At 44.3% G+C, this 13,797-nt stretch carries 11 protein-coding genes; 8 read left to right on the top strand and 3 right to left on the bottom strand.

Translation table 11 applies throughout. The annotated features are described in order from the left end of the window. Window positions 1-106: 106 nt before the first annotated feature. Window positions 107-1,051: a hydroxymethylglutaryl-CoA lyase gene (locus ABWP14_RS04435; RefSeq protein ID WP_353201779.1), complete on the top strand. Its 945-nt coding sequence runs from the start codon at window positions 107-109 to the stop codon at window positions 1,049-1,051. After that, window positions 1,048-2,244 carry a CaiB/BaiF CoA transferase family protein gene (locus tag ABWP14_RS04430; protein ID WP_353201778.1) on the top strand — a complete coding sequence of 399 codons (1,197 nt, stop codon included), beginning with the start codon at window positions 1,048-1,050 and terminating at the stop codon, window positions 2,242-2,244. Before ABWP14_RS04435 ends, ABWP14_RS04430 begins: the two co-directional genes overlap by 4 nt. 9 nt (window positions 2,245-2,253) lie before the next feature. Here the strand turns inward: ABWP14_RS04430 and ABWP14_RS04425 are convergent, their stop codons facing one another. Genes ABWP14_RS04425 through ABWP14_RS04415 form a run of 3 tightly spaced genes read right to left on the bottom strand, consistent with a single transcriptional unit; the run spans window position 2,254 to window position 5,903 of the window. After that, window positions 2,254-3,861: an MFS transporter gene (locus ABWP14_RS04425; RefSeq protein WP_353201777.1), complete on the bottom strand. Its 1,608-nt coding sequence runs from the start codon at window positions 3,859-3,861 to the stop codon at window positions 2,254-2,256. A gap of 54 nt (window positions 3,862-3,915) precedes the next feature. Further along, the gene (gene pcaF / locus ABWP14_RS04420; protein WP_353201776.1) at window positions 3,916-5,118 is read right to left on the bottom strand and encodes a 3-oxoadipyl-CoA thiolase; all 1,203 of its coding nucleotides are present in this window, start codon (window positions 5,116-5,118) and stop codon (window positions 3,916-3,918) included. 8 nt (window positions 5,119-5,126) lie between these two features. After that, window positions 5,127-5,903, bottom strand: a complete 777-nt coding sequence (locus ABWP14_RS04415; protein WP_353201775.1) for an IclR family transcriptional regulator — start codon at window positions 5,901-5,903, stop codon at window positions 5,127-5,129. Window positions 5,904-6,038: 135 nt separating this feature from the next. Between ABWP14_RS04415 and ABWP14_RS04410 the strand changes: the two genes are divergently transcribed. From ABWP14_RS04410 to ABWP14_RS04385, 6 genes are read left to right on the top strand one after another with little or no spacing between them, the layout of a single operon-like run. After that, entirely contained in the window at window positions 6,039-6,986 is a 948-nt protein-coding gene (locus ABWP14_RS04410) for a tripartite tricarboxylate transporter substrate binding protein (protein ID WP_353201797.1), read from the top strand. 22 nt (window positions 6,987-7,008) lie between these two features. Next, window positions 7,009-7,806, top strand: a complete 798-nt coding sequence (locus tag ABWP14_RS04405) for an enoyl-CoA hydratase/isomerase family protein (RefSeq protein ID WP_353201774.1) — start codon at window positions 7,009-7,011, stop codon at window positions 7,804-7,806. Between the two features lie 9 nt (window positions 7,807-7,815). After that, window positions 7,816-9,912 (top strand): acetate--CoA ligase family protein, encoded by a 2,097-nt coding sequence (locus ABWP14_RS04400; RefSeq protein ID WP_353201773.1) that lies wholly within the window; start codon window positions 7,816-7,818, stop codon window positions 9,910-9,912. 13 nt (window positions 9,913-9,925) lie between these two features. Beyond that, the gene (locus ABWP14_RS04395) at window positions 9,926-10,750 is read left to right on the top strand and encodes an alpha/beta fold hydrolase (RefSeq protein WP_353201772.1); all 825 of its coding nucleotides are present in this window, start codon (window positions 9,926-9,928) and stop codon (window positions 10,748-10,750) included. 5 nt (window positions 10,751-10,755) lie between these two features. After that, on the top strand, window positions 10,756-12,801 hold the full coding sequence (locus tag ABWP14_RS04390; protein WP_353201771.1) for a 3-hydroxyacyl-CoA dehydrogenase NAD-binding domain-containing protein: 2,046 nt from the start codon (window positions 10,756-10,758) through the stop codon (window positions 12,799-12,801). A 12-nt stretch (window positions 12,802-12,813) separates the two neighbouring features. Next, a complete protein-coding gene (locus ABWP14_RS04385; RefSeq protein WP_353201770.1) occupies window positions 12,814-13,764 on the top strand; it encodes a D-2-hydroxyacid dehydrogenase family protein in 951 nt (316 codons plus the stop codon). Window positions 13,765-13,797: the final 33 nt, after the last annotated feature.

Below are 13,797 nucleotides of genomic sequence, written 5' to 3'. Positions count from 1 at the left end.
TCAATTTTTCGTTGAGAACCGCAATTCCAGCCCCAGAGCTAATGACAGCCTCGTAGGCAGCAATTCTGTTTTAATAATAGAACAATATTCCACAGGATAGAACGTAATGAGTACTGCATCAACCGATGTATTAATTAGTGAAGTAGGGCCCCGCGATGGTTTGCAATCGATTAAGTCCATCATGCCCACATCCCAGAAGCACGCTTGGATAGATGCTTTATATCAAGCCGGTCTCCGCGAAATTGAAGTGGCATCCTTTGTGCCTGCCAAGCTACTACCTCAAATGGCAGATGCTGCAGAAGTTGTGCAATATGCAAAAACCCTTCCTGGTTTGACAGTGATGGCTTTGGTGCCTAATTTAAGAGGGGCACAAGCAGCTATTGAAGCAGGTGCTCATAAATTAACGGTACCCGTTTCTGCAAGTGCTGCTCACTCATTAGCTAACGTGCGAAAAACCCGTGAGGAGATGATTGAAGAGGTCAAAAAAATTGTCGACTACCGAAATGCCTATGCACCTCAGGTAAAAATTGAAGCTGGTATCGCTACTGCATTTGGCTGCACCATTCAAGGATTGGTTTCAGAAGATGATGTGATTTGGATGGCTGAGCAAGTGATTGCAGCAGGCGCTGATGAGTCTGGTTTATCTGACACCACTGGTTATGCAAATCCTGCCCAAATTAAAAGATTATTTAAACGACTTAAAGCTGCTATTGGTAATAAAGCAGGTGCAGCACATCTCCACAACACGCGCGGACTTGGCTTAGCAAACTGTTTGGCTGCTTACGAAGAAGGTGTTATTGCTTTTGACTCTTCGATGGGTGGTTTGGGTGGTTGTCCATATGCTCCTGGTGCTTCGGGCAACGTGGTTACAGAGGACTTAGTGTTTATGTTTGAGGCCATGGGAATTAAAACAGGAATCAATTTGGACTTACTATTTGAGGCGCGTAAACCGCTACAGGCTGGAGTTCCAAATGAATCCCTATATGGCATGGTTCCGCAAGCAGGCACTCCGAAAGGATTTGTTCCGGCAAGTCAATGGAGTGATGTATGAATAAGCAAAATGGACTTCCATATGAGGGCATACGCGTAGTTGAATTTACCCATATGGTAATGGGCCCCACCTGTGGAATGATCTTGGCTGACTTAGGGGCTGAGGTGATTAAAGTGGAGCCAATTGAGGGCGATAAGACTAGAAATTTATTGGGATCAGGAGCGGGGTTTTTCCCAATGTTTAATCGCAATAAAAAAAGCATTGCGGTTGATATGAAAACTCCCGAGGGAATGGAGTTGATACACAAGTTGATTGCTACAGCTGATGTGGTGAGTGAAAACTTTAAACCGAGCACCATGGCAAAGTTAGGCTTGGACTATGAGACTTTAAAAAAGACTCATCCCAAACTTATTTACGTCTCACACAAAGGCTTCTTGCCCGGTCCTTATGATCACCGAACTGCCTTGGATGAAGTAGTGCAAATGATGGGTGGATTGGCTTATATGACTGGCCCAGAAGATAGGCCATTGCGCGCGGGATCTTCTGTGAATGACATTATGGGCGGTATTTTTGGGGCTATCGGCGTAATGGCTGCTTTAAGGCAACGAGAATTGACTGGTGAAGGTCAAGAAATTCAGAGTTCTCTCTTTGAAAATAATGTCTTTTTAGTGGGGCAACACATGATGCAGTATGCGGTGACTGGTAATGCAGCCAAACCAATGCCAAGTCGCATTTCTGCATGGGCAATATACGATGTATTTGAAGTGGCCGAAGGTGAAAAGATTTTCTTAGCAGTGGTCACAGATACACAGTGGAAAATTTTCTGTGATATGTTTGGTTTTGCTGATTTATACGCGGACCCTCATCTTAAATTGAATAATCAACGAGTTCAGGCAAGACCTACTTTGATTCCAGAAATTAAAAAACGCTTAGCAGGATTTAGTGCAAAAGAAATTACCACTATTTTCGAGGCGAACGGTCTTCCTTTTGCATCAATTACTAGGCCAGAGCAGTTATTTGAAGATCCCCATTTGATTGCGACGGGCGGCTTAGCACCCATCACTTTGACTGACGGCCCAAAGGCTGGGACTCAAACCACTACACCTTTAATGCCCTTGATGATGAATGGTAAAAGACTGGGTGTGCGTTTAAATCCCCCTAAATCTGGTGAGCAAACCCCCGATATTTTGGCTGAGCTTGGATATAGCGCAGATCAAATCCATCAGCTCTCATCTGACGGGATAGTGGCTTGAGTAAAGAGATTAATCTTTAATAGCAGCGGCAATACGCCTAGTAATTTTTGGGGGAGTTGCATCGATGTGATAACGATGGCGCTCTTCTTGCATATTCAGATCTTCAGTTGTAAAACGATCAAATCTTCTTAAGTAATCAGCCCAGCTTTCAAAGAAAAAGTCTTCTACAAATCTTCCGATATGTTCTGTATCTTCAAATAAACTCCAAGAAAGGACGCCTTGTTTTAAGCGCGACTTCCTTGATTTGGCCATCAGCTTTTTGAATTCATCCGCTTTTTCTTTAAGGGTGTGATATTCGATAGAAATCATGACAGGCCCTGCCTTCAAATCAATATCCGATACAGGCTGAGGGCGTTCAATTGGGCAGACGGGAGTGAAATCTTCTAAGGGGTGCTTGTCAATCCGATGTTTACGCAATAGTAGCAGCACAATGAGTCCAAAAATTGAGCTCAGCACAATGCTAGTGGTAACGTCATATACATCTGCTAGTTTTCCCCAGACTCCAGCACCTGCGGCACTCCCTCCCATCAAACCCATTTGATAAATTGACATACCCCGGGCTCTGACCCAGCCCGGAAGAGTCATTTGAGCTGCAGTCGTTAAGGAGTTAGCAATGGCAATCCAAGCTGCACCACAGATCAGCATCCAGAATGATGCAAGCCAAACATTCGTTGCCACTACTACACCAATTGAAGTAAATGCCAAAATAAGTAGACCATAATTAATCAGGTCGTTTAATTTAAGGTACTTCCGTATGCGTGGTAACTGAGAGCCGGCTAAGATTGCACCTAATCCTAAGCACGCTAGTAATAAGGTAAAGGTATGAGCATCACCTTGTAAATGAGTTTTAGCAATAACGGGAAGTAAAGCGATGAGGCCAGTTGATTGAAAGAAGAATAAGAAAGCGCGAAAGATAATATTACGCATGCGATTCGACTGCCAAGCATATTGCATGCCCACGCGCATAGCACCTACGAAGCGCTCTCCAGGCAGGGTGCTGATATAGCCCTGATACTTCCAGCGCATCACTACTACCGAAGTGATGACACATAGAACCATATTCAAAGCAAATACATATTGACTACCTGCTGTAGCAATAATGGCACCGGCAGTAAGGGGCCCCACAATACGCGAGGTATTCATAGCAATAGCATTGAGCGCTAGCGCTGAAGAAAGTGATTCTCTCGGAACCAGTTCAGGAACAATTGCAGCAAAGATAGGCCAGCGCATCGCTAAGCCAATACCATTGGTAAAGGTTAAAAAGAGAAGTACGTAAGGATTGAGCATGCCAAAAACCAGAAATAGCATTAGGGCAGTTGCATTCGTTGCTAGCCAGATTTGAGCAAAGATAAAATAATGCTTACGGTTCAGAATATCCGCTAGTGCTCCACTGGGCACACCCAATAACAGTACTGGTAGGCTTGCAGCAGTTTGTACCAAAGCAATCAAGGTTGCTGAAGTGGTAAGGGTAGCCATAGTCCACGCAGCTGCTACATCGTTCATCCACATGCAGATGCTGGCGGTTAACCAGGTTAGCCATAAAGTACGAAATACTTTATGTCTTAAGGGCGCAAGCCATCCCTCTGAAACAAACGTTTGGGCTTGCGACGGTTTCATAATCAATACTTTTTAGCGACTAGCAGATCTGCAGGGGTGATTCATTCAATATACTCATGTACGTTCAATGACCATCGCGATGCCTTGACCAACCCCAATGCACATAGTACAAAGAGCGTAGCGTTTTTGTTGCTCCTCTAACTCCACCATTGCTGTTGTGATGAGGCGAGCACCACTCATACCCAATGGATGTCCTAAGGCAATCGCACCTCCATTCGGGTTGACGCGAGCATCATCATCAGCTACTCCTAACTCACGAAGAGTTGCCAGACCTTGAGCTGCAAAAGCTTCATTTAATTCAATCACATCAATTTGATCAATGTTCATTCCCAAGCGTTTCAGTAATTTTTGTGATGCCGGTGCTGGACCAATACCCATAATGCGTGGCGGTACGCCGGCAGTTGACATGCCAATAATTCTTGCTCGAGGTTTTAAACCATGTTTCTTAACCGCTGCTTCGCTAGCAAGCAGAAGGGCGCACGCCCCATCATTAACACCAGAGGCATTACCTGCTGTCACTGTTCCATCTGGGCGAACGATTGGCTTTAATTTAGTTAGTGCCTCAATAGTAGTAGCGCGAGGATGCTCGTCTTGAGAAATCACAATAGGTTCACCCTTTTTTTGGGGAATGACTACTGGGGTAATTTCTTTTGCAAGTCGTCCATTAGCTTGTGCGGCAGCAGCTTTATTTTGACTTCTCAGAGCCATCTGATCTTGATCGGCCCGATTAATCTTGTAATCATCTGCAACATTCTCGGCAGTCTCAGGCATAGAATCTACGCCATGTGCACTCTTCATGAGGGGGTTGATAAAACGCCAACCAATAGTAGTATCTTGAATGGAGTTATTTCTTGAAAATGCTGTGTCCGCCTTACCCATCACGTAGGGCGCACGGCTCATACTTTCGACACCCCCGGCAATTGCAAGATCAATTTCACCAGCAGCAATTGCTCTTGCAGCCGTTCCTACTGCATCCATTCCTGATCCACATAAACGATTGATTGTGGCGCCTGGTACCTTAGGTGAAATTCCCGCTAACAATGCACTCATCCGCGCGACGTTACGATTATCTTCCCCTGCTTGATTAGCACAACCATAGATGACTTCATCCACCTCATCCCATTTCACTTGTGGGTTACGTTCCATTAAAGCTTTAATTGGAATGGCTCCTAAGTCATCAGTGCGAACACTGGATAAGGATCCGCCATAACGGCCAATAGGGGTTCTGATGGCATCACAGATATAGACAGGATTCATAATTTTATTCAGTTAGTTTTAATTTTATTAAGTTCGAATTCGATCTTATTTTTTAATTCAAAAAGTGCGGGGGTATAGTTTTCAAGAAGTTCGTTTAAGTTACTTTCTGCTGGTGTACTGAAATTGAGCGAAGCATGGTTACCATTAAGCAGCTGCACTGTTGTAGAGATTGCTGAAATTTCAGGTAGCCATGTAGCAACACAATACCCCTTTTCTGACATTGATTCTATCGCCTCATGGATTTCTTTCTCTATTTGAGACCAATTTTTAATATTCTGTTTTTTTAATTCTTGAAGTAGTTGTGCCCTGCTGTGAGGCTCTAATCGCGCAATCCATGCTCTTCCCAGCGAGGTGCGTTCGATGGGCACCCTTTGACCAGAGGCAACCGCTCTCAAGGCAATATTCTTTGTATATCGAATAGATTCTAAGTAAACCATTTCAAGTCGATCTGCCACTGCAAGCCCAATATTCAGTTTTAATTTTTCTGAAACTTTCCGCATCAGGGGTTCTGCTAGTCTTATTTCAGCTGAGCCGGTTTTAAAGGCATGCCCTAAACACAGGACAGTAGGAGCTAAGCGATAGGCTTGACGAATGGGATCATGCTCTAAAAACCCAGAAAGAACCAAAGTTTGAGTCAGTCGGCTAATGGTTGAGGGGGGTAAACCCGTTCGCTCAGCAATTTCACTATTGCCCAGCAAGCCCATGCCTGGCTTAAAGCAGCGTAAGATCTCCATCCCTCGGATCAGGGACCGATTGGTTTTGGAGTGTGCTTTCGTTAATTCCATCTAATGGAATTAGACCATAAATTCTAGGTAGATTTCAGCCATACTGCTTAACCGAGCAGCAAATCAATCAAAAGGGAGGCAAATGTGCATTCTTGTATTTCAACTTTCAAATCCCTAACTCGCATTACGGGGCTAATGATCGGCTTATTGACAGTCAGCATCAGCCCTTTGGCATTAGCAGCCTATCCTGACAAGCCTATTAAAGTGATTGTTCCTTTTGCGCCAGGTGGCGGAACAGATTTAGTCGCTCGCACTATCGCACTCACGATGACAGAAGAAATGCGTCAATCCGTGATCATTGACAACAAGCCTGGTGGAAGTACCGTCGTTGGCACGGATGCTTTAGCAAAGAGCGCGCCCGATGGTTACACGCTAGTGGTTGCAACTTTAGCGCATGCCGTTAACCCCAGTCTGAAAGCAAAGCTTCCGTATTCACAAGACAAAGATTTTGCTCCAGTCATTTTGGTTGGTGTCTCTCCAAATGTGGTGGTGGTATCAGCGAATAGTCCTTATAAAACATTCTCAGAATTCTTGGCTGCTGCAAAAGCAAACCCAGGAAAATTATCGTATGCATCTCAAGGCGGTGGTACCTCAGCTCATCTTGCTGGAGAATTATTTAATTCATTAACTAATACAAAACTGACTCATGTGCCTTATAAGGGTGCTGGTCCAGCATTAACGGATGTCATTGGTGGTCAAGTCGATGTGATGTTTGCAACTGCTTCAGCGGTTGGCAGTCTTGTAGACGGCGGTAAATTAAGAGCGCTTGCAGTGACAACTCCTGCACGATCCCCTTCGCCGCAATTATCGATGTTGCCTACAGTTGCAGAAAGCGGTGTTCCGGGATATTCAGCTGGAAGTTGGTATGGGTATTTTGCGCCAGCGGGAACGCCCCCTGACGTGATTACTAAATTAAATACCATGATTAAAAAAGCGGTGCAATCCCCTGTATTTAAGTCGCGCGTTGAAAGCGAAGGTTTGGTGATTAGAGCAGGAAGTCCAGATGAGTTTGGAAAATTTGTAAAGGCTGAAGAATTACGTTGGCAAAAAGTAATCAAAGACGCCAATATCAGTCCAGATTAAAAATATTAAGTAAGGAAATCAAATGACTTATCAATTCATTGAGCTCGCCCTAGAGGATGGGATTGCAACCCTACGCTTAAATCGTCCAGAAAAGCGCAATGCGATGAGTGACGATATGCGTAGTGAATTCATCGAAGCCCTTGAAAAAATTTCTGCAGATAAAGCTATCCGCGCATTAGTGTTGACTGGTAATGGCAAAGGTTTTTGTGCGGGCGGTGATATTGCTGGCATGGAAAAACGGATGAAAGCGCCAGCAGGTGAAGTGGCTTACAACGGCTGGCATCGTCAAAAGCGCGTTCATCATGCTGTTTCTTTATTGCACACTATGCCAAAGCCAACGATTGCTGCGGTAAATGGATCTGCTTCTGGTTTGGGTGCAGATACGGCTTTAGCTTGTGATTTTATTATTGCCTCGGAGGGGGCAAACTTCACCTGGTCTTATATTCATCGCGGCATCGTGCCCGATGGTGGTGGAATGTATTTTTTACCTAGACGTGTTGGTTTAGTGAAGGCTAAAGACTTAATCTTTAGCGGTAGAAAAGTGGATTTCGAAGAGGCAGCGCAGATTGGCATCGTTGACCGCATAACTACTTCAGAGCTATTAGTGACAGATGCACAAGCTTGGGCCAAAGAATTAAGCAAGGGATCGGCTACTGCGTTGGCTTTAAGTAAAACGATTCTCAATCAGACTTTTGAAACTACTGCTGCGCAGATCTTTGCTCAAGGCAGTCAAGCGCAAGGCATTTGTTATACCAGTACAGAGCATCGGGATTCTGTCATGGCATTTCTTGAAAAAGCTGCAGCCGCTAAAAATAAATAAGGTTGATAGATGAGTAATGCCATTTTGAAGTTAATGGAGCCTGGCAGTATTGCGGTGATTGGGGCTTCAACTGATCCTAAAAAAACTGCTGGTAGGCCCATTGCTTATTTGCAGAAACACCATTTCAAGGGAAAGATTTATCCAGTGAATCCCAGAGTGGAAGAGATCGCTGGCTTAAAATGCTATCCCGATATTGAATCACTGCCAGAAACTCCAGATGTAGCCATCATCATGGTCGGAACTGATAAGGCGCTCAGCGCAGTCCAAGCTTTAGCTAAATTAGGCACACCCGCCGCGATTGTTTTAACCAGCGGCTTTGCTGAGCATGGACCAGAAGGACTTCAAAAACAAGAGGAGCTGATTGCTGCTGCTGGAAAAATGCGGATCTTAGGTCCAAACACTATTGGAATGGTGAATGTTACTGATGACATTCCTTTATCCCCCAGTAGTGCATTGGAGATGGATGAGTTTCCTAAGGGTGGTGTGAGTGTAATCTCTCAGAGTGGCGGAATTTTAGGATCTCTACTTTCGCGTGCTGCAGCCTCAGGACTAGGCCTTTCAAAACTGGTTTCTACTAGTAATGAAGCAGACTTAGGTATGGCAGATTTTGTTGATTATTTAATTGAGGACATGAGCACCAAAGTCATCGTGCTCTATATTGAGAGCATTCGACATCCTGAAAAATTTCGTGCGGCAGCTTTAAGAGCAAAGCAGGCTGGCAAACCCATTGTGGTTTACAAGGTAGGCAAATCAGAAGCAGGTATTAAGGCTGCGATTTCTCATACTGGAGCCTTAGCAGGTACTGACAAGATGTATGACGCTTTATTTCAGCAAACCGGCATTATTCGTGCAAATAAATTCTCCGACTTTTTAGATATTCCTGCAGCTCTTTCTTCGGGAAGAGTGCTCAAGGGTAAGCGGGTAGCAATTCTGACTTCTACAGGTGGTGCTGGTACTTTGGTAGCAGATAGTCTTGGCGAGTGGGGTTTTGAAACGCCTGCTCCAGACGAGATCACTGCGGCACGACTGCGTGCTTTGCAGCCAGGTGATCAAGCTGTTTTAGATCGGAATCCTATTGATGTCACGTTGGCAGGTTTACAGCCTGATTTACTGCGTGGCGCAATTAGTGCTTTATTAGATAGCCCAACATATGATGCATTGATTTTAATTTTAGGCTCCTCCAGTTTATCAATGCCAGATTTGATGGCGGACGCAGTACGTAACTGTATGAAATCAAGCGATAAGCCAGTGATTGCATACGTGAGCCCCCATGCTCCGATCGCGGGTGCCTTGATGACAAAGCTTGGGGTACCCGCATTCTCCCAGCCAGAGAGTTGTAGTGTTGCTCTATCAAGCATGTTGCACGCGAGTGGCTTACGAGGTGGTATTACTGAGACAGGCTCTGTGGCTAATATTCCAGCCGGTCTTGATCTTGCTTCATTGCATGGCTCCTTAAATGAATTTCAGGCAAAAAATCTCTTTTCAGCTTTTGGTATTCCGGGGGTACGTGAGGTAGTAATAGAGGCGGCCAACCCAAATTTAGAATCGACAAATGGACTTGGTGATAAATGTGTTGTGAAGATTTTGTCTAGTGCAATTACCCATAAAACAGAAGTTGGTGGTGTTGCACTCAACGTAGCTATTGCGGATATACCAAGCAAGCTCATTGCGATGGCCATAGAGGTAAAGCAAAAATCTGGCTCTACTGTTGAAGAGTTCTTGATTCAAGAAATGGCATCAGGCGGTATGGAGTTCATGGTAGGAATGCATCGTGACCCCTTGGGAATAGCAATCTTAGTAGGCATGGGTGGCATTACCGCTGAGCTCTTTAAAGATACCAATATGCGTTTACTTTCGCCGGGAAAGGCCTTGAGTGAAGCTGAGGTATTGGAAATGTTGAAAGACTTAAAAACCTGGCCCTTGCTCAATGGATATCGTGGTGGAGCGCAATACGACATCAATGCTTTAGTAAAAGCAATCGTACAGTTTTCAAAAATGGTGGCTGCCTTAGATAATCGCCTCGTTGAATGTGAGATCAACCCTATTTTTGTTTTCCCCGCAGGACATGGAGTCAAGGCTGCAGATGGTATTGCAGTTTTCAATTAATCAGAATTTATAAATGAACTTAACTCTAATGAATAAGACGCAATATGTCCCTTATCGAGATGGGCATGTTGCTTGGCATGATTTCGGTGAACCAGTTAACAAGCGTGAGCCGTTAATTTTATTGCATGGTGGACATGGCAGTTGGGAGCATTGGCTCCGCAATATCGATGGCTTAGCAGAGCACTTCTGTGTATTGGTACCGGATATGCCGGGTTTTGGAGAGTCCTCTTTTTTTGATAGCGGGTTTCAGACTGGAATCATGGAGCCTATGATTGCGACCTTGAATACTTTGCTTGGTGATAGTCAGTCAATTAATATTGCAGGATTTTCTTTTGGTGGATTTGTTGCTACTCATCTAGCGAATCAGCGTCAAGGCGTTTCAAAACTTGCTCTTTTAGGAAGCGCTGGGCATGGCGGTCCTCGTCGCCCAAGAGGTGAGTTAATGGCTTGGAAAGAGATTCACGCAAGTGGTGATACAGAGAAACTGAGAGAAGTGATGCGTGAGAATCTCTATCTGCAGATGCTGAGCACATATGAAAGAGTGGATTCTCAGGCTATACGTATTCATCAAGATGCTTGTATTGCGACCCGCTTTAGAAGTAGGCCGATTGCAAGGCCTGGTGGCTTAGCTGAGCAGCTTGAGCAATATCTAGGACCGACTCTCTTAATATGGGGAGAGCATGATCTGACTTGCACTCCAGAATATCTGATTGAAAAACTAGTCAGCGGCTATAGCAATAGATCAAAAGAGCTGGTTATTGATGCTGGTCATTGGGTGCAATATGAGAAACCTGATCAAATAAATACTACTTTGATTCAATGGTTTGAGTCACGATAGACGATATGACGAGCAAAATTAATATTCACAAGGAAGCAGATGTTATGGTGATCACTGTGAATAATCCGCCCATTAATGCTGGTTCAACCGAAGTTCGTCAGGGATTATTAGACGCTGTGCTCCTGTTTCAAGATGATCCAAGCGCTTTGGCAGCGATCATCATTGGAGGTGGCAATACTTTTATTGCGGGTTCAGATATCAAAGAGTTTTCTCAGCCTTTGGCAGAACCCCATTTACCTAGTGTGATAGAAGCTATTGAGGATTGTCCTAAGCCAGTTGTCTGTGCATTGCATGGCGCGGCATTAGGTGGTGGTTTTGAATTAGCTTTGGGTTGTGATGCTCGAATTGCGCTAGAAGGCACAGTCATTGGATTGCCAGAGGTGACTTTGGGAATTATTCCAGGTGCGGGCGGTACCCAGCGTCTACCAAGATTAATCGGGATTGAAAAGTCAATTGAGTTGATTTGTGGTGGAGTACGTATTAAGGCAGCAGAGGCTCTCAAACTAGGCATTATTAACAAACTAGTGAATGATGATTTATTGGGTAATGCCATTACATATGCCAGATCGCTGATTGGTCAAAAATCACGCATCCGAGATATCGCATCACCACAGGCTGATGCTGATAGCGTTTTAATCGCCTCACAAAAAGCATTAAAAGCTGGTAAGAATCGCCCTAATATTCAGCTAGCCATCGAGATGATCAGTAATGCCATGACCATGCCCATAGATCAAGGTTTAGCGACTGAGCGCGATGTATTCCAAACTCTGCGAGTCGGAGTAGAGGCAAAAGCACTACGCCATCAATTTTTTGCAGAACGTAAATTATTTAAAGCGCTCGGTGCTAATGAATTAAAACCAAAGTCTTTAGAGAGAATTGCTGTGATTGGTGCAGGCACTATGGGTTCTGGTATCACCATCGCTTGCCTTACTGCGGGTTATTCGGTGCTGATGCTAGATCAGAATGAAGCTGCATTAGAGAGTGGTGTTAAGAAGGTCACTGATTATTATGACTCCAGGGTCAGCAGTGGAAAATTATTGGCTGATAAGGCTGTAGCAATTCTGAAGGGTTTTACATTCTCTACACAATGGCCTGAGATCGCTTCATCAGATCTCGTCATTGAAGCAGTATTTGAGGATATGCAAGTAAAGCATGCTGTATTCCAAAAGATTGAAGAATATGCAAATTCTGATGCGTTACTAGCATCAAATACCTCCTATTTGAATATTGATGCTATTGCAGAAAAAACGAGTAACCCTGCGCGTGTATTTGGTTTGCACTTCTTTAGTCCTGCCCAGGTAATGAAGTTAATTGAAATCGTGCGTTGTAAAGCAACTTCACTAAGTGTTATGACTGCTGGGCTGCAATTTGCTAAGCGCCTCGGTAAAACCCCGGTGATTAGCGCCAATGCTTTTGGTTTTATTGGAAATCGTATCTATGTAGCTTATCGTCGTCAATGTGAATTTATGCTCGAAGAGGGCGCCTATCCAGAGCAAATTGATCAAGCTCTAGAAGAGTATGGTTTTGCTATGGGACCATTTGCAGTTGCAGATATGTCTGGTTTAGATATTGCTTGGGCAATGCGCAAGAGCCTGGCTGCAAGCAGAAATCCAGAGCATCGCTATGTCAATATTCCCGATGCCTTATGTTTAGCTGGACGCTTTGGGCGTAAAACAGGCTTAGGCTACTACCAGTATCCCCAAGGCGCTAAATCTGGTGTGGTCGATCCTCTTGTGAAGCAGATGATTGAAGAAGCGAGTACTTCCAAAGGAATAGTGAGGCGTACCTTTACTGCAGAAGAGATAGTCAATCGTGTATTACTGGCAATGATGAATGAAATTGCCCATCTGGTTTCTGAAAAGATCGTTGGTGATGTAACGGATTGTGATGTTGCCCTAGTGAATGGGTATGGCTTTCCTCGTTGGTGTGGTGGCCCCGTGTTTATCGCACGCGAGATGGGCAAAGAAAAGCTTCACGCTGAAATAGATGAATTAGCTCTTCTGAGTGGTCCTGGATTTATGAAAGCTAATCTTGATGGTTTATTCGAATAAAGAAAGAACATTATGCATATTGTGATTTCTGATGATTATCAAGACTGTATCCGTCAGCTTGCGTGCTTTGAGAAGTTGAAAGGTCACACTGTCAAGATTTATAACGATACTGTTAGCACGACTGAAGCCCTTGTGGAGCGCTATCAAGATGCAGATGCGATCGTACTGATTCGAGAAAGAACCGTGATTACTAAAGAGTTATTGGAACGTCTGCCAAAACTTAAAGTCATTTCACAAACTGGAAAAATGGCCTCTCATGTTGATCTTGAGGCTTGCAAGGCCAGGGGTATTATCGTAATGGATGGTAGAGGTTCGGGGGCAGCGACTGCTGAACTGAATATGCTTTTGATCTTAGCTGCACTTCGAAGATTGGTTGAAGAGGTGACTAGATTAAAGAATGGTCAATGGCAAGGCTATTTGGGCGAGCAGTTATCAGGAAAAGTATTAGGTGTTTATGGATTTGGCAGGATAGGTAAACAAGTTTGTCATTTAGGAAAAGCCTTTGGTGCTAAACCTTTGGTTTGGGGTCGTGAGAGTAGTCTAAAAAAGGCGCAAGAGGATGGCTTTGCGGTTGCAAATTCTAAAGAAGCATTCTTTAGTAATAGCGATATCGTCTGTTTGCAACTCAGGCTGAATGAAGAAACGCGTCATATTGTTACGGCTCAAGATTTAGCCTTAATGAAACCTACTGCATTGCTAGTTAATGCTAGCCGCGCTGAGTTAATTGAGTTTGGAGCTCTAGAGGCAGGTCTTATAAAGGGGCGGCCAGCCTATGCGGCAGTAGATACCTATGAATCTGAACCTGTGCTGGGTGCCGATCATCCTTTACTGCATTTGCCAAACTGCCTATGTACACCGCATATTGGGTTTGTGGAAAGAGATAACTATGAGGCGTATTTTGGAATCGCCTTTGACAACATTAATGCTTATGCTGCTGGTTCACCACAAAATGGTGTCAGCTAATAGATGATTAAGCTGCATACCTCAAGAAATGGA

Source organism: Polynucleobacter sp. (assembly GCF_040400325.1).
In the GTDB taxonomy this organism is placed as follows: Bacteria; Pseudomonadota; Gammaproteobacteria; order Burkholderiales; family Burkholderiaceae; genus Polynucleobacter.
This window is presented reverse-complemented; position numbering and strand designations above follow the sequence as displayed.

Excerpts from the sequence above, each read along its gene's own strand:
- ABWP14_RS04395 (WP_353201772.1), top strand. The coding sequence starts at position 9,926 with ATGAACTTAACTCTAATGAATAAGACGCAATATGTCCCTTATCGAGAT.
- ABWP14_RS04385 (WP_353201770.1), top strand. The coding sequence starts at position 12,814 with ATGCATATTGTGATTTCTGATGATTATCAAGACTGTATCCGTCAGCTT.
- ABWP14_RS04400 (WP_353201773.1), top strand. The coding sequence starts at position 7,816 with ATGAGTAATGCCATTTTGAAGTTAATGGAGCCTGGCAGTATTGCGGTG.
- ABWP14_RS04425 (WP_353201777.1), bottom strand. The coding sequence starts at position 3,861 with ATGAAACCGTCGCAAGCCCAAACGTTTGTTTCAGAGGGATGGCTTGCG.
- ABWP14_RS04415 (WP_353201775.1), bottom strand. The coding sequence starts at position 5,903 with ATGGAATTAACGAAAGCACACTCCAAAACCAATCGGTCCCTGATCCGA.
- ABWP14_RS04410 (WP_353201797.1), top strand. The coding sequence starts at position 6,039 with ATGATCGGCTTATTGACAGTCAGCATCAGCCCTTTGGCATTAGCAGCC.
- ABWP14_RS04435 (WP_353201779.1), top strand. The coding sequence starts at position 107 with ATGAGTACTGCATCAACCGATGTATTAATTAGTGAAGTAGGGCCCCGC.
- ABWP14_RS04390 (WP_353201771.1), top strand. The coding sequence starts at position 10,756 with ATGACGAGCAAAATTAATATTCACAAGGAAGCAGATGTTATGGTGATC.
- ABWP14_RS04405 (WP_353201774.1), top strand. The coding sequence starts at position 7,009 with ATGACTTATCAATTCATTGAGCTCGCCCTAGAGGATGGGATTGCAACC.
- ABWP14_RS04430 (WP_353201778.1), top strand. The coding sequence starts at position 1,048 with ATGAATAAGCAAAATGGACTTCCATATGAGGGCATACGCGTAGTTGAA.
- pcaF (WP_353201776.1), bottom strand. The coding sequence starts at position 5,118 with ATGAATCCTGTCTATATCTGTGATGCCATCAGAACCCCTATTGGCCGT.